The following is an 18,321-nucleotide window of genomic DNA, read 5'->3' as shown; positions in this document are numbered from 1 at the left end:
TTCAGCCCTGCCGCAATGTGCCTTCGTCGTCTGTCGCAGACTTGTCGCCGTCCGGCGGCAGCGGCTTATTGATGCTGCGCTGCTCCTCGAGCAGTTCTTCCGGATCGAAGTCCTCGCCGACGCCCTGCAACTGTTCGATCACCTCGACCGGCGGGTTGCCGTCATAGATCTGGTAGACACGTTGCTGACGATACGCGTCGCGGTAGAACACGTAGGGGTCGTAAACGCCTTCCAGCAGGCCTTCGGCTTCGATGCCGCGGGAGCGCAGGGTGACCAGGAACAGCCAGCTCGGCATGTATTGGGCCTGGAACCGCAGGTCGCGGTCTCTGGCATACAGCGCCAACGGATCGAAGAAGCGGTCGACGGGGAAGCGGAACACATCGCGCGCCGTGGTTGAGCCGAGCAGCGGCAGCACCATGTAAGGGCCATCGGGTACGCCCCATTTCGCGAGCGTGGTGCCGAAGTCCTGTTCCTGCAGCTTCAGACCCATCTGGCTGGCCGGATCGAAAAAGCCGACAAGGCCCAGCGTGGTATTGACGAGGAAACGGCCAGTGCTGCGGGTGAAATCCTTGGGACGGCCCTGCAGCAGGTTGTTGACCATCGTGATCGGCATGCGCACATTGCTGAAGAAGTTGCTCAGCACACGGCGCATGTTGGGGGTCGTGATCTTGCGGTAGCCCACCGCGACGGGCCGGATCACGGCGCGATCGGCGGCGTCATTGAACGCATAGGCCTTGCGGTTGAAGCGTTCCCAGGGATCGTCGCTACGCGGTTTGGCGATGGTGCAGCCCGCCAGCAGGACGCTGAAGGCGACCAGGATCAGGTTCTTCAGCGGCTTCCAGCGCTTCGGGGATTGCATGCGTACGGCTTCCTGCGGCGAACGATCGGGCGACGTGAAGCCAATCTTTGCAGATTCAAGCTAGCTGCGGCACCGTCGACAGCCGTCTGAATCGCGGCGGTTCAGGCGGCCCGGTCCGGGCGCGAACCGCAAAGTTTACACCGCCGGCACCGGGATGGTCCAAGCCCCGTTTGCGCGGCGGCGGACCCGGCGGCTACAATGCCGGCATACAAGCGTCTGATTTTTTTGATTTTGAGGTTCACATGGCACGAGTAACCGTAGAAGACTGCCTGCAGGTCGTCGACAACCGCTTCGAACTGGTATTGATGGCGACCAAGCGTGCGCGCCAGCTGGCCAAGGGCGCGGATTCGCTGGTCAGCGGCGAGAACGACAAGCCGACCGTGCTCGCGCTGCGCGAGATCGCCGAAGGCAAGGTCGACAATGCCCTCATCGAACAGGTCGACAAGCTCGAGCGCGAACGCGCCGAGCGCGAAGCGCTGGAATGGGCTGCGGCCGAAGTCGACGACGACCTCAAGGGCGGCGGCGACGATTTGTAATACCTCTACCAACGGCTGGCGTCCTGCGCCAGCCTGACCCCCGGCGGAGTACCCCGTGGATACGGCCCTGGTCTCGCAGCAGGCGCCGGCGTTGAGCGATCCTCCCGCCTACGTTCGCGCGCTGGAAGAGAAGCTTCAGAGCTACCTGCCTCTCGCGCAGATCGCTCTGGTGCGCCGCGCCTACGAGGTCGGCGCTCACTCCCACCGTGAGCAGAAGCGCAAGAGCGGCGAACCCTACATCACGCATCCGGTCGCCGTGGCCTCGATCATGGCGGACCTGTGTCTCGACCACGAGACCATCATCGCAGCCATTCTTCACGACACGCTCGAAGACACGGATCTGACGCGGGCTGAACTGGCCGCGGAATTCGGCGAGCCGGTCGCGGAACTCGTCGACGGCGTGACCAAGCTCGACAAGCTGCATTTCAAGAGCCGCCAGGAAGCCGCCGCGGAAAGTTTCCGCAAGATGCTGCTGGCGATGGCGCGCGACCTGCGCGTGATCCTGATCAAGCTTGCCGATCGCCTGCACAACATGCGCACGCTCGGTGCGATGGAACCCGCGTCGCGCCGCCGCATCGCGCGCGAGACGCTGGAAATCTACGCGCCGATCGCGCAGCGCCTGGGCATGAACCGCTTCAAGGGTGAGCTGCAGGAGCTGGGCTTCCGCGCGATGTATCCGGATCGGCACCGGGTCATCGAAACGCGCATCAAGAGCGCGCTGGGCAACCGGCGCGAGGCGATGGCCAAGATCGAGTCGGCCATTGCCGCCCGGCTGGCTTCCGAAGGCATCGTCGCGCGCGTGGTCAGCCGCATCAAATCGCCGTTCAGCATCTACACCAAGATGCGCAACGAGCACAAATCATTCGTCCAGGTCATGGACGTCTACGGGTTCCGCGTCGTCACCGACAGCGTGATGCGCTGCTATCACGCGCTCGGTGCGGTGCACGGCCTGTACAAGCCGATGGATACGCGCTTCCGCGACTTCATCGCGATCCCGAAGGTCAACGGCTACCAGTCGTTGCATACCGTCGTGTTCGGCCCGTTCGGCGCGCCGATCGAAATCCAGATCCGCACCGAAGAAATGGATTCGGTTGCCGAGCGCGGCGTGGCCGCGCACTGGGCCTACAAGGCCGGCGGCGGTACGGGCAACGCGGCTCAGTCGCGTGCGCGCGAGTGGGTCGAAGGCCTCGTGGACAGTCAGTCGCGCACGGCCTCGTCGCTGGAATTCATCGAGAACGTCAAGGTCGACCTGTTTCCCGACGATGTATACCTGTTCACGCCGAAGGGTCGCATCCTCGCGCTGCCGCGCAACGCGACGGCGCTGGATTTCGCCTACGCCGTGCACAGTGAAGTCGGCCAGCACGCAGTGGCCGCGCGGGTTGAGAACAAACTCGCGCCGCTGCGCACGCGACTGGTCAGCGGACAGACCGTGGAGATCATCACCGCGCCGTCGGCACAGCCGCATCCGCAGTGGCTGGAGTGGGTGGTGTCGGCAAAGGCGCGCACCGCGATCCGCCACCACCTCAAGCGACTCCAGCACGAGGACGCGGTCGAGCTCGGCCATCGCATGCTCGACAGAGCGCTGGACCAGGTGGGCATCTCGCTCGAAGGCGTTCCGGGCGACGTGCTCGACCGCTATCTGGCCGAGCAGAAATTCCGTCGCCTCGAGGAGCTGCTTGCCGACATCGCGCTCGGCAACCGGGTCGCCGATCACGTCGCCACCCAGTTGCTGCGCCTGAAAGGCGGCAAGACGCGCCTGCGCGTCTCCCGCACGGCCGAAAGCATCCGGATCACCGGCGCGGAGCGCGGCGTGCTGACGTTTGCCAACTGCTGCCATCCGCTGCCCGGCGACGACATCATGGGATTCATGTCGGCTGGCAAGGGTGTCGTCGTGCACCGGCTCGAGTGCCCGAATGTGCAGGAATTCCGAAAATTGCCAGAGCGCTGCATCGCGATGGAATGGGATCGTGACGTCAGCGGCGACTACAAGTGCGAACTGCGTGTCGACATCCAGAACAAGCCCGGCGTGCTCGCGTCCGTCGCCGCAGCGATTGCCGAGAGCAATTCCAACATCGAGAACGTCGAGTACCAGGATCGCGGCGTGATGTCGGCGATCATCGTATTCACGATCGAGGTGCGCAACCGCAAGCATCTGGCCGATGTGATGCGCCGCGTGCGCCGGCTCGGCGTGGTGCACGGCGTTTACAGACATCCGGTCTGATACGGACGCCCAGTCTGATACCGGCGCTGCATGCAAGCGATCCGTCGGGTGAGTCGCCCGTTTGCGGCGATCGCGGAAGCGGGGCGAGCCGGTAGAATCGCCGGTCACTCCACCGATCGAGGATGAGCCCATGTCCCGCACCATCGTCGCCAGCGACAACGCTCCCAAGGCCATCGGCCCGTATTCCCAGGCCGTGCAGGTCGGCGGCACGATCTATACCTCGGGACAGATTCCGCTCGATCCGGCCACCGGCGAACTGGTCGCCGGCACCATCGATGCCCAGGCGCGGCGCGTATTCGAAAACCTGCGCGCGGTGATCGAGGCTGCCGGCGCGGGTTTTGCCGATGTGGCGCGGGTCGGCATTTACCTCACGGACCTGTCCAATTTCGCCGCGGTGAATGCGGTCATGGCGGAATATTTCCAGCAGCCGTACCCGGCACGCTCGACGATCGGCGTCGCTGCATTGCCACGTGGCGCGGAGGTCGAGATCGACCTGGTCCTGGTGCGCGGCTGACGCCCGCGCCGCCGTAGCACACCGGGATGCTGCCGGACGCGGGGCTGCAGCCGCTGACCGACCTGCCGGGCGTCGGGCCATCGCTGCGCGAGTGTCTGGCGCGGCTCGGCATGACGGTGTTGCAGGATCTCTGGTTCCACCTGCCGCTGCGCTATGAAGATCGCACGCGCCTGGTGCCCATCGCCGACCTGACCGTCGGCGAGGCGGCCCAGGTCGAAGGCGTCATCGATGCCGTCGAGCGCGGATTTCGCGGCCGCCCACAGTTGCGCGTGGCGATCAGCGACGGTTCGCAGGCAACCCTGGTCTTGCGCTTTTTCCACTTCAACGGTGCGCAGGCGCAACAGCTGAAAGCCGGCGCTCGCCTGCGCTGCTACGGCGATGTGCGCCATGGCCAGCACGGCCTGGAGATGGTGCACCCGCAATACCAGCGGCTGGCCGGAGACGATCCGACGGCAGTCGAGGAAACACTGACGCCGGTATATCCCACGACCGAAGGGCTGGGACAGAAGCGCATCGGCACGCTGATCCAGCTCGCGCTGCAGCGCCTGCCCGACGACGAGCAGTTGGAGCTGATCCCGCGCGAACTGCGGGCGGGTCTCAGGCTTGCGTCGTTGCGCAAGGCTTTGCTGTTCGTGCATCGACCGCCGCCGGACGCAGACGTCACGCAACTCCTCGCCGGCGTGCATCCGGCGCAGCAGCGTCTCGCGTTCGAAGAGCTGCTGAGCCATCACTTGAGCCTCAAGCAACTGCGCAACGCGGTACGGCGCCATGCGGCGCCGGTGCTTCGCGGTAGTGGGGTATTGCGCGGCCGCCTGCTGCGTGCATTGCCGTATGCGTTGACGGCGGCCCAGGCGCGCGTCGGTGCCGAGATCGACACCGATCTGCAGACCGCGCAGCCGATGCTGCGGCTGGTGCAGGGCGATGTGGGTTCGGGCAAGACCGTCGTGGCTGCGCTCGCTGCGCTCGCGGCCGTCGAAGCCGGTCATCAGGCGGCCCTGATGGCGCCGACGGAACTGCTGGCCGAGCAGCATCTGCGCACCTTGCGCGGCTGGTTCGAACCGCTGGGTATCGAGGTGGTCTGGCTTGCCGGCAAGGTGCAAGGCCGCGCGCGCAAGGCCGCGCTGGAGGCTGTTGCCGGTGGTGCAGGCGTCGTCGTCGGCACGCATGCGCTGATGCAGGAAGGCGTGGTGTTCCGCGCGCTGGGCTTGGCCATCATCGATGAGCAGCATCGCTTCGGCGTGCACCAGCGCCTCGCGCTCCGCGACAAGGGGCGCGAAGGCGAGCGCAGTCCGCATCAGCTCGTGCTCACCGCCACGCCGATTCCGCGCACGCTCGCGATGACGGCCTATGCGGACCTCGACGTCTCGGTCATCGATGAACTGCCGCCCGGCCGTACGCCGGTGACCACGGTCGTCGTGTCCAACACGCGTCGCGCGGAAATGATTGCGCGCATCCGCGCGGCCTGCCTCGAAGGTCGTCAGGCCTATTGGGTCTGCACGCTGATCGAGGAGACCGAGCTGCTGCAGGCGCAGGCCGCCGAAGTGACCCATGTCGAACTCAGCGCGGTGCTGCCGGAACTGAAGATCGGACTCGTGCACGGCCGCCTCAAGCCCAAGGAAAAAAGCGCGATCATGGACGCCTTCAAGGCCGGCGAAATCGCCGTGCTCGTCGCGACGACGGTGATCGAGGTGGGCGTCGATGTGCCCAACGCCAGCGTCATGGTGATCGAGAACGCCGAGCGGCTGGGCCTGGCCCAGCTGCATCAGCTACGCGGCCGTGTCGGCCGCGGCAGCGTCGCTTCGAGCTGCGCGCTGCTGTACCAGCCGCCGTTGTCGCAGCTGGCGAAGGCGCGTCTCAATGTCATGCGCGAGACCAACGACGGGTTCCGTATTGCCGAAAAGGATCTCGAGCTGCGTGGTCCCGGCGAAATGCTGGGCACTCGCCAGACCGGGCGGCTCGAGTTCCGCATTGCCGACATTCAGCGCGATTCGGCTCTGCTACCCAGCGTGCAGCGCGTCGGCGAGGCCCTGCTCGACGGCTACCCCGTACTCGCCGAACGCATAGTCGTGCGCTGGATCGGCGCCTCGGCGCGCTATGCGGGCGCCTGAGCCGACCTGCGGTCGCAGGATTGCGACGGCCGTCCGCCTGGGTCCGCTTTCGCCCCAGAACGCCGCGGTATAGTGCCGCCGTCCACCAGGAGCGACCGTCATGCAGGCTCTCGCCAGTCTTCTTCTCGCCGCGGCATGGATGGAACCGTTGCCGCCACCGCTCGCCACGCTGCGCAATCCCGACTTCGATACCGACCCGATCACGGCGCCCGCGCCGACGAACTGGCGCTGGTACCTCGACAGCGGTACCGGCGGCGAGCTGTTCTGGGATGCGGCGGTCGGCTCGCCTGCCGCCGGCAGCGGACGCGTGCGCAACTATCGCAGCGGTGCACGCGAGGATTTCTGGGGACAGTGCGTGAAGATGGCCCCGGGTCCGTTCACGCTGCGCGCAGCGGTGTCGTCACAGCTCAAGCCGAACGCGTCCTGCGAGCTGCGCATCGAGGTGCTGAACAAGCCCGACTGCAATACCACGGCCGGCGTGCTGCTGACGGCGAGCGTCGCGAACACCCTAAACAATGGCGGCTTCGAAACGCTCGAAATCGCGCGCACCGCTCCACTTCGCAGCGGTGCCGCCTGGGTCTCGCTGATCCATCGCCAAACCGATGCGGCCACGCCAGGCTACAGCTATTGCCATTTCGATCACGTCGAATGGGACAGCGCATTGCTGTTTTCCGCCTCGTTCGAATGAGGTAGCGCTGGTGCGGATGCGCCGCGAAAGCGGCGCGAAGTGGCGCGCGGACTTGCGCTCGCATCGCAACGGCACCGCCCACCGGCGCTCTCGCGTTTTCGCAGTCAAGCGTTGACGCCGATTCGCGCCGTGCCCCGCGCCGCGCGGATTCGCTATGCTGACCGGTCACCGCCGCGCAGGCCCGCGCGGTCCGTTGCTGACCTGGGTAGAAGAAACGATGTAACAGATCCTGCTGATCGACACCGATCCCGGTGTCGACGACGCGCTCGCGTTGTTGATGGCTTACGCGCACGCCGATGTCGCCGCGTTGACGATCGCGGCCGGCAATGTCGGTCTGGCGCATACCGTGACCAACGCGTTGCGCCTGACCGAACTCGTGGCGCAGAACACGCCGGTCTTCGCCGGATGTGCCGAACCGCTGGTGCTGCCGGCGGCGGATGCCGCGTTCGTCCACGGTGAAGACGGATTTGGCGACGCGGAACTGCCGTTGCCGCGCCGAAGCGCGGAAATCGAGCACGCGGCGCTCGCGCTGATCCGCCTGACCCGAGAACGTCCGGGCGCTCTGACCCTGGTCGCGCTGGGGCCGCTGACGAATCTCGCGCTGGCCCTGCGCCTCGACCCGTCGCTGCCGCAGCGCGTGGCGCGTCTCGTCATCATGGGCGGCGCGGTTACCGGTCGCGGCAATACTTCGGTGCCGGCCGAATTCAATATCGGCTTCGATCCGGAGGCTGCGCACATCGTGTTTTCGGCCTGGCCGCAGTTCGAGCTCGTCGACTGGGAAGCGACCTTACGTCACGGCATCGCGATGGAGCGCTTCGAGGCGCTGCTCGCCGCTGGCGATGCGCGGGCGCGACTCTACGATGCGATCTCGCGCAAGATCCGCGTGTTCATGCGCGAGCGTGGACGTCCGGGTCTCGTGCTTGCCGATGCGCTGGCGATGGCGGTGGTACTCGCGCCAGACTGCGTCACGCGTGCGGAACATCGCCATGTCGCGATCGAACTCAGTGGATCCCTGACGCGCGGCGCGACCGTCGTCGACTGGGACGGCCGCAGTGGCAAGGCGCCGAATGCGCGCATCGTGCTGGAACTCGACCAGTCGCGCTTCGAATCCCTGATTGCCGGCGCGTTGGGCGTTGGCTGAAAGGCCGGTGCGGCGGAGCGTGATCCGCCGCACCGGTCAGTTCGTGTCGTGCGCAGCCGGTGCTCCGGCGGCGGGCGGTTTCACCGCCTCGCGCAGCAGCACTTCCATCTGCGGGGTCAGCGAGATCGGTATGTTGCGCGCGCGGAATTCGCGCAGGATGCTGCCGTGCAGATCATTGCGCACCGAGCTGCGTTCCAGCGTGAGGCCGACGAAGACACGCAGTTCGAAGTCGAGCGAACTGACGCCGAGTGCGACGCACCAGCAGTTCGGTCCGGGTTCTTTCAACACCTTCGGATGCGCGCGCGCCAGTTCCAGCAATAGCGCGCGAACCTGGTCGGGATCGTTCGCATAGGCCACGCCGACCTTGATCACGACGCGCGTGACGGTGTCCGACAGCGTCCAGTTGGTCAGCTGGTCGGTGATGAAGGTCTTGTTCGGGATCACGATCTCGCGGTTGTCCCAGTCGACGATCGTGGTCGCGCGCGTTCGTATGCGCGTGACCGTGCCTTCGACGCCGCGGATCGTGATGATGTCGCCGACGCGGATCGGACGCTCGAACAGCACGATCAGGCCGGACACGAAGTTGGCGAAGATTTCCTGCAGACCGAAGCCAAGCCCAACGGTCAGTGCCGCCGCCATCCATTGCAACTGGCCCCAGCGCAGGCCGAGCAGGGACAGGCCCAGTACCGTGCCGACGATGGCGAGCGCATAGCGCGCGACGGCGGTGATCGCGTAGCGGGTTGGTGCGTCCACGTCGAGCCGGCGCAGCACGCCGATTTCGAGCAAGCCGGGAATATTGCGCGTCGCTACCCAGGTCAGCATGAGCGCGACGGCAGCAAACAGCAGCGAGCGCAGGGTGACCTCGATCGTGACGCTCTTGCCGTCGGCGGTATAGCTGGTCTTCCAGGCGCCGATGTCGCCGAGATAGGCGAGCGCCGGCGTGACGTCGGACCAGACCCACAGGAGCACGCCGGCCAGCACGACGAAGGTCAGCGCGCGCAGCAGGCGGCGGGTCTGCTGGTTGATGCTCGCCAGGGTGATCTGTTCGGCCTCGGCGGCGAATTCGGGGCGCGATTCGAGATCGGGATCATCGCGCGCGACCTGGTCGTCGCGCTTGTCTTCCATGCGCTTGAGGGCGAGGCGCCGTTCTCCGAGCGCGAGCCAGCGCAGGGCCATGCCGTTGAGCACACTGATGCCGAGGAAGGCGATGGCTGACTCGATAAGATGCGTCGCCAGCGCCATTGCCGTGAGGAAATAACCTGCAGCCGCCAGCAGTGCGAATCCCAACGAATGGGCCGTCAGCAGCAGGCGCAGCAGCTGGCGCAGGCGTACCGGTTCGTTCTGTCCGCTGCGCTGTGACCACAGCGCGCCGGACGCGAGCATGCGCCAGCATAACCAGCCGAGCATAAGGCTGGCCACGATGAAAACCACGCGCGCGAGATCGGCATTGGCGAGCTGCTCGCCATAGTAGAAATAGAGAAAAAGGAAGAATTGCACGGGCAGGAATGCCACTGTCATCCAGCGCCGCAGCAGGTCCAGCGCCTGGCGCCGGCCCTGGGACCAGCGGAAGTGGGCCATGGCCAACCCTTTGTCCACCGTCAGCCAGCGCAGGAACTCCAGCGCATACAGCGGTGCGACGAGTTCGCCGAACGCGAAACCCAGGGCGTCGGCGAACGGATAGCCGGTTTCACCCGCGCGTGCGAGCAGGCGCGAGATCATCCAGGCCAGCATCGGCCAGGGTAGGGCGCTGGCAAGGCTCAGCAGCAAAGCCTGGCCAGTCAGGCGGTAGCGGTCGGTGCGGATGCGGCGGGTCGGCTGTGCGAGTACGTCGAGGCGCGCCGGCACGCGCCGACGCCATATCCACAGGCCGGCGAACACCACGACACCCAGCGCGACCGGCCACGGTCTGGACCAGGCCACGCGCGCAGTCTGGCGCAAGGTGTCCCACCAGCGGCCGGGCTGCATCATGTCCAGCGCACCGCTGGCCACTTCCCGCACGACGCGCCGGTCCAGCGGCGCGTGGCTCGGCGTCCATAGCAGGCGTGCATCCAGAAGGTCGCGCAGCGCGGCGGTGTCTTTGCTCAGGCCAGCGAGTTCCTGCTCCGCGTCGGCAAGGCTTTCTGCCAGGCGGGTCTGTACCAGACTCAGCTGCGGCACGACTTCCGCGCGTGTCGCGAACAGCCGGTACAGGGTCTGGCGCAGTACGCCGCCGGCCGCGGCGTCATCGGGCGGCAGTCGCTTGAGTTCGGCCGCCACCGGCACGGAGGGATCGGCCAGAAGATCGGCGGTCTCGCGCAGCTCGATCAGCGCGATGCGCGTCTGCGCCAGCTCCGTCTGCAGCGCGGCGAGCCTGCGCTTGAGCACGGCAACAGGCTGCAATTTGCGCCGCTCGGCCAACAGGATCAGGCCGACCGCCTCGCTGACGCCGCTGTATTTGACGCGTTCGGTCGTGTTCTTGAGCGCCAGCGCAGTTTCATGGCGCTGACGCGCATAGGCGTCGCGGCTTTCGCGCACTTCGGCCAGGTGGGCAACGCGCTGCACCAGTTCGAGGCCGTATGCCGCGTTCTGTCGCGCCACGTCGCGCAGCACGCCGTTGCCGTCGGCATGATCGGCAGCTTCTTCCTGCAGGCGCGAACTCAAGGACAGGGCCATTGCGCGCGTGCGGTCGAGGATGAGGCTCTGCAACGCGTCGACCTTGTGCTGGCGCTCGCTGACGTCGCGCTGACGCTGGCGCAAACGCGCCGACTCCAGGCGCACGCGCGGTTCGTAGCTGCGCAGTTCCTCCTCGAGCAGCGCGATGCGTACCAGGGCGAGCCGCAGCGCGGCCTGGCGCCGCAGGCGGTTGGCTTCGGCCATTACGCCGGCCATTTCCTTTTCCGCAGCGGGCGGTTCGCGCGTCTTTTCGGCGTCCGCCTGGGCCTGCTTGAGTTCATCGCGGATCTGCGCCGGACGTTCGTGCTGGCCAGATACGCGCACCTGCAGTTGCGCCACATCGGCCTGGGCATCGGCCAGCGCGGCGCGTTCCTCGCTGCGCTGCGTCTCGAGCTGGGCGACGCTGGCCCGCTCCGACAGGCTCGCCCGCCAGGCGAGCAGGGCGGCCGTGTTGTCGCGCAGCAGCTCCTGTTCCAGCGCTTCCGCCTCACCGGCGGCGGTCACCGCGCTGGCGCGCAGCGCACGCAATTCCTCGATCAGCGCGCTGGCGCGTTCGTCGTCGGCCAGGGCCGCATCGAGCAAGGTCTTGACGGTCTCGGTCTGCAGCGCATCTGCGCTCTTGGCGTCAGCAGCCGTCTGACGGGCGACCTTGATCGCGGGAGCGAGCGCTGGCGGCAGCGAATCCACGGTCGTCACGCTGCCGCTACCGGCGTTGGGCAGCAGGTCCTTGAGCCAGCGCTGGCGTAGGCGCGTTTCGTCGGCAACGTCGATGTCGGCCAACGCCGCGTCGAGAATCTGCTTGAGTTCGGGCCAGTCCTTGCGGATGGCGAAGCCGAGCGCTTCGTCGGCACCGATCTGGCCGAGCACAACGAGTTGGTCACGCACCCCGCTGCGGTTCGCGGCAGCCTGCGCCGTGACCAGGTCGCCGACCAGCACGTCGGCCTTGCCCTGGACCAGCGCTGCCAGCGCCTTGGTGGTCGATGGGAAGACCTGGATATCCGCTTTGGGCGCCAGCGCGACCAGGGCTTCGTGGCAGACGTGCTGTTCGGCGACGGCAATGCGGTGAGTCTCGATCTGGTCGAGCCGCTCGATGCCGGTGATGCGGCGCACGAAGGCCGCGCAGGGCAGGCGCAGGTAGGCGGCACTGAACAAGGCGATCTCGGCGCGCTCGGGTGATGCGAATGCGCTCGACAGCATGTCGACGCGTTGCTCGCGCAGCGCCTGCAGCGCGTCCTTCCAACTTTTCACCGGCACGATGCGGAAACGCAGGCCGGAGCGCTCGGCGACGAGACGCAGATAGTCGGCGGCGAGACCGGTCTGCTGGCCGCTGCCGTCCATACTGTCGATGGGTGCGAATTCCGGATCCGGCGCGACCCGAATTTCGCGGTGCTGGTCGCGCCACGCCTGCAGGGACTCCTGGCCGCGGGCGGGCCCTGACAGCAGGCCCAGGATCAGCAACGATGCAATCAGGCGCGGCCACGTGCTCATCGGCAGGCAAAACTCCATCAGGGGGCGGAGGATTATGCCGTAGCGTCCGCGCAAGGCCGGGAAACGTCCGATTGGCGCTGAGGCTGCGTTTACCTACGAATCAGTCGCTTTGCCGCCCGTAGCGCGTGGCTTGGCGCGGGCTGTGGGAAATGGACGGTGAAGCACGACGGCTCCGGATCCGGAGCTACGTGGGACTTCCCGAGGAGGCGGACTTGCACAGAGGGCAGTCCGGACGTACCATGCCGCTCTTTTCCGCCGCCGTTTCCTCTGGAGCCACCATGAAAGCCGACATTCATCCCAAGTACCACTCGGTGGTGTTCCAGGATGTCACCACCGATTTTTCGTTCCTTACTCGCTCCACCATGACGAGCAAGGAAAAGATCAAGTGGGAAGACGGCGAGGAATATCCGCTGGTCAAGATCGATATTTCCAGTGCCTCGCATCCGTTCTACACCGGTAAGCACAAGATCATCGATACGGGTGGCCGCGTGGACAAGTTCAACCGCCGCTACGCCGCCAAGAAGTAATTCCGGCCCGATCCTGTCGGGTCCCGACAAACGAAAACGCCGACCTCGCGGTCGGCGTTTTCGTTTGTGTCGCCGGCGCTCCCTTGACGGGTCGGCAGACGCGCCGACACGACTGGACCAAAGTCGCAATGCCCCGCGCGCGCGGCCGCGCCGCGCCCCGGTTTCCGATTCAAACGCCTGTGCGATAATTACGCATTACCCCGCGCACTCCGGCATCGCCGGCTGCGCGCCCGCCGGCGACGGAATAGCACCGCGTCGGCCCGTTCTGCGACCAGGAGCTTGCCCGTGTCCGAGAAGACCGTTGTCCTCACCGATGCTGCGTCCAACCGTTCGACCGCCTTGCCGGTCGTCACCGGAACGTTGGGCGATCCCGCGTTCGACATCGGCAAGTTGAACAAGGACACCGGCTATTTCACTTACGACCCCGGCTTCATGTCGACCGCTGCAACCAAGAGTGCAGTCACGTTCATCGACGGCGACCAGGGCATCCTGCTGTATCGCGGCTACCCTATCGAGCAACTGGCGAAACATTCCAATTTTCTCGAAGTTGCCTATCTGCTGATCAACGGCGAATTGCCCAAGGCCGACGAATTCGCCCGGTTCGACCACGAAGTGACGCATCACACGATGATGCGGGAATCGCTGAAGAACTTCTTTCAGGGCTTTCACTACGACGCGCACCCGATGGCCATGTGCATGGCTGCGGTAGGCTCGCTGGCCGCGTTCTACCACGACTCCCTCGACATCAATGATCCGGCCCAGCGCAAGCTCGCCGCGATCCGCCTGATCGCCAAGATGCCGACGATCGCCGCCGCCGCGTACCGCTATTCGATCGGCTGGCCGATCCGCTATCCGCGCAACAATCTCGAATACTGCTCGCGCTTCCTGCACATGATGTTCGAAGTGCCGAGCGAGCCGCTGCAGATGAGTCCGGTCGCGGCCAAAGCGCTGGACCTGCTGTTCATCCTGCATGCCGATCACGAACAGAACGCTTCGACCTCGACGGTACGTCTGGTCGGTTCCACCGGTGCGAACCCGTATGCCTGCGTTGCTGCCGGCATCGCGGCGCTGTGGGGGCCGGCCCATGGCGGCGCCAATGAGGCGGTGCTCAAGATGCTTGGCGAGATTGGTGACGCCAAGAACGTCAGTAAGGCGGTCGAGCGGGCGAAGGACAAGAATTCGGGCTTCCGCCTTATGGGCTTCGGCCATCGCGTCTACAAGAATTTCGATCCGCGCGCGACGATCATCCGCGAGATGTGCCACAAGGTGCTCGGCGAGCTTGGTGTCAACGACCCGTTGCTGGACGTCGCGATGGAACTGGAGCAGGCCGCGCTGAAGGATTCCTACTTCGTCGAACGCAAGCTGTATCCGAACGTCGATTTCTATTCCGGCATCATCTACAAGGCGCTGGGTATTCCGACCGAGATGTTCACCGTGATGTTCGCGATCGCGCGCACCGCCGGCTGGGTCGCGCACTGGCTGGAGCAGCACGAGACGACTGATGCCAAGATCGGCCGACCGCGCCAGATCTATATCGGCGCAGCGAACCGCGATTACGTGGATCCGGCGAAGCGCTGATCAGTCTGCGGGTACGCGAAATGGCGGGCTTTCCCGGGTTCTGTTCTGCAGCGTGTGCGCGGCGAGCGTGATCGCGTAGTGACGCAACGTTGGCTGCGTGTGGTCGCGCACTCTTTGCCGAGAGACTCCGGGCGGCGGGCGCCGACGGCAGGACGGGGAAATGCTATCGCGCCAGTTGCGGCGGACCCTCGGGCTGCTGCAACAGCAGCTGCGCCGCGGCGAGATTTGCGCGCCGCATCGGTTTGCCGTCGATGCGGTCCAGCGGTGCCTGGCGCAGCGCGTCGCGCGGTAGCAGGGTAAGGTCGACTGGAACGTCGTCCGCGCTGAAGCGATACGCATCGAAGCGTTCGGTTTCCGAGGCGGACCAGCGTAGCTGGCGCTCGATCTGGTCGTAGGGAATGCCGTGCTCGGCCAGGAATTGCGGAAGGCTGTCGCGATCGTCGCTGTGCAGGTGCAGGCTGACCGCCGAGTGCAGATCGGCCGTGCCGTCCAGCACCGCGCCCACGAGGCGCGGTTCGAACGCCTGGAAGAAGCGCAGGGCCTCTACCGCGGTTTCGCGTAGGCGTGCCAGGTACGCCAGGCGCTCCTCACCGCCGAACAGGCGCTGGTACTCACGCAGCGCGGTTTCAATTTCGCTGTTGCGCGGCAGGTGGCGCTCGTCCTGTATGCCCAGGCGCTGCGCGGCGCGCAGTTTCGCCTGGTGATAGTCGCGCAACCCCAATTCGCTGATCAGACGCGCCGCTTCGGCAGCGATGCGCTGACGTTGGTCGCCGTGCCGGTCATCTGCCGCGCGACGGTTCCGCTGGCGTGGATCAGTCATTGGCAATGTCTCGAATGATTACGCTCTCGATCTTGGAGTTCGCTCGAGTCGGCGCTGCAACCAAGCGCCTGCGTGGGCAGACGCCTGGCCTGGTTGCGGCACTCCAGGGAGCCTCTGAACACGTCGATATTGCTTTCGATTCCGGAGCCCCCTTGGGCCAAGGAGGTGAAGAGTGATCGCTCATAACCGCCGGTTCTGGTCACTCTGAACGCCCGACGGGCCGGACCCGCCAAATGCCTGCGTAGCAGGCGTTTGGCGGGGTTGTGGCGATCTGGTGATGAGTACAAGAGCGATAGTTCCTGGACTTGCTCAGAACTTCCCTGGTGGAGGATGAGGGCCGTTCCGACGGGAATCGGGTGCCGGGCACAGAAGCTGTACTGCGTGTGCCAGAGAAGGCCGTTCATCGGCGCCGGGTGCGAAAGAAAGATCGTGCCCGGCAATCGATGTTCCCTCATCAAAAGATGTCGTACGCCTCGCCCTGTTGGCCTTCGTCCAGCGCCGCGTCGGGCGGCGGTGCGCTGAGCCGCTCGATGTCTTCGCTCTTGAAGATCTCGAGTATGGAACTGCTGTCGTCGCTTGAAGCGAGATAGCCGGTGGACGGGTCGATACGTGCCGTGCTGATGCCTGGGGGCGGTACGAACGGCGTTTCGGCCTTGCCGTCCAGCGCAATGCGCATGTAGTCGATCCAGATCGGTAACGCCGCCTTGGCGCCGAACTCGCCGCGGCCGAGCGAACTGAAATCATCGAACCCTACCCAGACGCTCGTCACAATCTGGTCGTTGAATCCGTTGAACCAGGCGTCGCGGTGCTCATTGGTCGTTCCGGTCTTGCCGGCCAGGTCATTGCGCTTCAGGTCCATCGCGGCACGGCCGGTGCCGCGGCGTACCACGTCGCGCAGCAGCGAGGTGACCAGGTGTGCGGTACGCACGTCCAGCGTGCGCGGCGCAAGGCGCGGCTTGCCAGGCTCGGCGACAACGGCGGCCGGCACGGTGGCGGCATTGGCGCTGCGAATCGGATTGAACCTCGGGCTGGCGCCGGGTGTGGTCGCGACCAGCGTTGCATTGCTCACGGCGGCCGGTACGGCCTCGCGCGCAAGGCGCGCATCGTCGAGCAGTCGCTCGGGGCAGCTGCGGCAGGCGTGCGGTGCCTGCGCGACATAGATCTCCTTGCCGTCGCGATCGCGGATACTGGCGACGAAATACGGATCGATCAGCATGCCGCCGTTGGCGAATACCGAGTAGCCGCGCGCCATCATCAGCGGCGCCACCGACGCCGTGCCCAGTGACATCGACAGATTTTCCGGGATCGCTTCCAGTGGCAGCCCGAAGCGAGTGATGAATTCGCGCGCATAGCGCACGCCGATCGCGTCGAGCAGGCGCACCGAGATCAGGTTCACCGACTTGACCAGCGCTTCGCGCAGGCGCATCGGTCCTTCGAACTTGTCGTCGTCGTTGGACGGCGCCCACATGCCGTCGGGGCGCGAGGGATCGGGGAACACCAGCGGCGCATCGTTGAGGATGGAACTCGGCGTGAAACCGTGTTCGAACGCAGCTGCATACAGGAACGGCTTGAAACCCGACCCGGGTTGGCGCGCACTCTGTGTGGCGCGATTGAACTTGCTGCGGCCGAAACTGAAACCGCCGACGAGCGCGCGTACCGAGCCGTCCTCGGGATCAAGCGAAACCAGCGCGGCCTGTGCGGCCGGCAGTTGCGCCAATGTCCAGGATTCCTCATCGCCGCGAGCAACGCGCACGATGTCACCGACCTTGACCACGGCATCCACCGTTTTCGGCGCGGCACCGCGGCTGTTCTCGCTCTGGTAGGGGCGCGCCCACTCTACGGACTTCTTGTCCAGCATCACCGCCTGGCCGTCAGCAAGATAGAGCTGCGCCTGGTCCTTGCCGGTTTCGGTGACGATGGCGGGGGTCAGGCCTGCTATCGGGCGGAAACTGGCCAGCTCGCGTGCGAAATCTTCGCGTGTCGCGTCGGCCGCAAGTTCGACGTGCGCTTCGGCGCCGCGGTAGCCGTGACGACGGTCGTAGTCGATCAGTGCCCCGCGCACGGCCTGGTTTGCGGCTTCCTGCATGCGGCTGTCGAGGGTCGTCCTGATGTTGTAGCCGTCGCTCAGGGCGTCGTTGCCGAGGCGGCTGAGGGCTTCGACACGGACCATCTCGGCGAGGTAGGGCGCCTCGACTTCGATCGGCGGCTCGTGCGCGTAGGCCTTGTCGGGTTCGGCCATCGCCGCCTTCATCTCGGCCTCGCCGATGAAGTTGTTCTCGTACATGCGCGCGAGCACGTAGTTGCGGCGTTCTTCGGCGCGCTTGCGGTTGAACAGCGGATTGCCCGTCGACGGAAATTTCGGCAGGGACGCGAGCATCGCGCATTCGCCGAGCTCGAGCTGGTCCAGGGTCTTGCCGTAGTAGAACTCCGCGGCGGCACCGACGCCGTAGGCACGGTGGCCCAGGAAGATCTTGTTGAGATAGAGCGAGAGGATCTCGTCCTTGCTCAGCGCGCGTTCGATCCGCAACGCCAGGAACAGTTCCGAGATCTTGCGGGTATAGGTCTGTTCTGGGCTGAGGAAGAAGTTGCGCGCGACCTGTTGCGTGATCGTCGAGCCGCCCGGGCCCTTGTCGCCGCCGGTGCGGACCAGATGCCACACGGCGCGGAATATTCCCTGGACGTCAAAGCCGGGGTGATCGTAGAAGCGCGCATCCTCGGCGGCGAGGAACGCATTCTTGACCTTCACGGGCACATTTCCGATCGCGACCGGAATGCGCCGCGTCTCTCCGAACGTCGCGATGAGCTTGTCGTCGGCGGTGTAGACTCGCAACGGCACCTGCAGGCGGACGTCACGCAACGTCTCGACCGAGGGCAGTCGTGGGGAAATCAGCCAGTAAGCGATGCCTATCGCGAGGCACCCGAGCAGGATTCCGCTAAGCGCGAGGTACAGCGCATAACGGGCCAAGCGGAGGAAAACGCGCATGATGAACCGGGAATGTGATGACAGTCAAAGTCGGCGCGACTCGGGCCGGAGTATAGATCGTGCCCCCGCCTGGCCGATAGCAGAAACTTTCACCAGGGGGTCCGCTTTGTGTGACAAATCCCATGGAATTTCAGCGTCTTGGAGAATATTCTTCGGGTCGTTGCCATTTGGTTAAGTTTCGTATTTAATGTCACTGCGCATCTTTC

Annotated in this window: 12 protein-coding genes; 8 read left to right on the top strand and 4 right to left on the bottom strand. The window is 65.6% G+C overall.

Annotated features, from left to right (window positions below):
- Position 1: 1 nt before the first annotated feature.
- Positions 2–859: a VacJ family lipoprotein gene (locus RUU78_RS23025; RefSeq protein ID WP_313920101.1), complete on the bottom strand. Its 858-nt coding sequence runs from the start codon at positions 857–859 to the stop codon at positions 2–4.
- A gap of 242 nt (positions 860–1,101) precedes the next feature.
- Between RUU78_RS23025 and rpoZ the strand changes: the two genes are divergently transcribed.
- The 6 genes from rpoZ (at position 1,102) to RUU78_RS22995 (ending at position 8,067) form a co-directional block, all read left to right on the top strand.
- The gene (rpoZ, locus tag RUU78_RS23020; RefSeq protein ID WP_313920100.1) at positions 1,102–1,395 is read left to right on the top strand and encodes a DNA-directed RNA polymerase subunit omega; all 294 of its coding nucleotides are present in this window, start codon (positions 1,102–1,104) and stop codon (positions 1,393–1,395) included.
- A 67-nt stretch (positions 1,396–1,462) separates the two neighbouring features.
- Positions 1,463–3,616 carry a bifunctional (p)ppGpp synthetase/guanosine-3',5'-bis(diphosphate) 3'-pyrophosphohydrolase gene (locus tag RUU78_RS23015; protein WP_313920122.1) on the top strand — a complete coding sequence of 718 codons (2,154 nt, stop codon included), beginning with the start codon at positions 1,463–1,465 and terminating at the stop codon, positions 3,614–3,616.
- Positions 3,617–3,746: 130 nt separating this feature from the next.
- Positions 3,747–4,130 (top strand): RidA family protein, encoded by a 384-nt coding sequence (locus RUU78_RS23010; RefSeq protein WP_313920099.1) that lies wholly within the window; start codon positions 3,747–3,749, stop codon positions 4,128–4,130.
- Between the two features lie 26 nt (positions 4,131–4,156).
- Positions 4,157–6,238, top strand: coding sequence for an ATP-dependent DNA helicase RecG (recG, locus tag RUU78_RS23005; protein ID WP_313920098.1), 2,082 nt, complete (start codon positions 4,157–4,159; stop codon positions 6,236–6,238).
- 100 nt (positions 6,239–6,338) lie between these two features.
- Complete coding sequence (locus RUU78_RS23000) at positions 6,339–6,926, top strand: hypothetical protein (RefSeq protein WP_313920097.1); 588 nt, start codon at positions 6,339–6,341, stop codon at positions 6,924–6,926.
- 226 nt (positions 6,927–7,152) lie between these two features.
- The gene (locus RUU78_RS22995) at positions 7,153–8,067 is read left to right on the top strand and encodes a nucleoside hydrolase (RefSeq protein ID WP_313920121.1); all 915 of its coding nucleotides are present in this window, start codon (positions 7,153–7,155) and stop codon (positions 8,065–8,067) included.
- Positions 8,068–8,103: 36 nt separating this feature from the next.
- Here RUU78_RS22995 and RUU78_RS22990 read toward each other — a convergent pair whose 3' ends face one another.
- Positions 8,104–12,207, bottom strand: a complete 4,104-nt coding sequence (locus RUU78_RS22990; RefSeq protein ID WP_313920096.1) for a transporter substrate-binding domain-containing protein — start codon at positions 12,205–12,207, stop codon at positions 8,104–8,106.
- Positions 12,208–12,485: 278 nt separating this feature from the next.
- On the opposite strand from RUU78_RS22990, the gene RUU78_RS22985 reads away from it, so the two are divergent.
- Together RUU78_RS22985 and RUU78_RS22980 are read left to right on the top strand one after the other, a co-directional pair.
- Positions 12,486–12,734, top strand: a complete 249-nt coding sequence (locus RUU78_RS22985; RefSeq protein ID WP_313920095.1) for a type B 50S ribosomal protein L31 — start codon at positions 12,486–12,488, stop codon at positions 12,732–12,734.
- Between the two features lie 285 nt (positions 12,735–13,019).
- Positions 13,020–14,312 (top strand): citrate synthase, encoded by a 1,293-nt coding sequence (locus RUU78_RS22980; protein ID WP_313920094.1) that lies wholly within the window; start codon positions 13,020–13,022, stop codon positions 14,310–14,312.
- 163 nt (positions 14,313–14,475) lie between these two features.
- Here the strand turns inward: RUU78_RS22980 and RUU78_RS22975 are convergent, their stop codons facing one another.
- Positions 14,476–15,132 carry a hypothetical protein gene (locus tag RUU78_RS22975; protein ID WP_313920093.1) on the bottom strand — a complete coding sequence of 219 codons (657 nt, stop codon included), beginning with the start codon at positions 15,130–15,132 and terminating at the stop codon, positions 14,476–14,478.
- Positions 15,133–15,586: 454 nt separating this feature from the next.
- Complete coding sequence (locus RUU78_RS22970; protein WP_313920092.1) at positions 15,587–18,115, bottom strand: penicillin-binding protein 1A; 2,529 nt, start codon at positions 18,113–18,115, stop codon at positions 15,587–15,589.
- Positions 18,116–18,321: the final 206 nt, after the last annotated feature.

The sequence above is a fragment of the Tahibacter sp. genome, from assembly GCF_032229445.1.
Classification (GTDB): domain Bacteria; phylum Pseudomonadota; class Gammaproteobacteria; order Xanthomonadales; family Rhodanobacteraceae; genus Tahibacter.
Note: the sequence above shows the minus strand (reverse complement) of the source record. Positions and strands in the feature narration are given on the sequence as shown.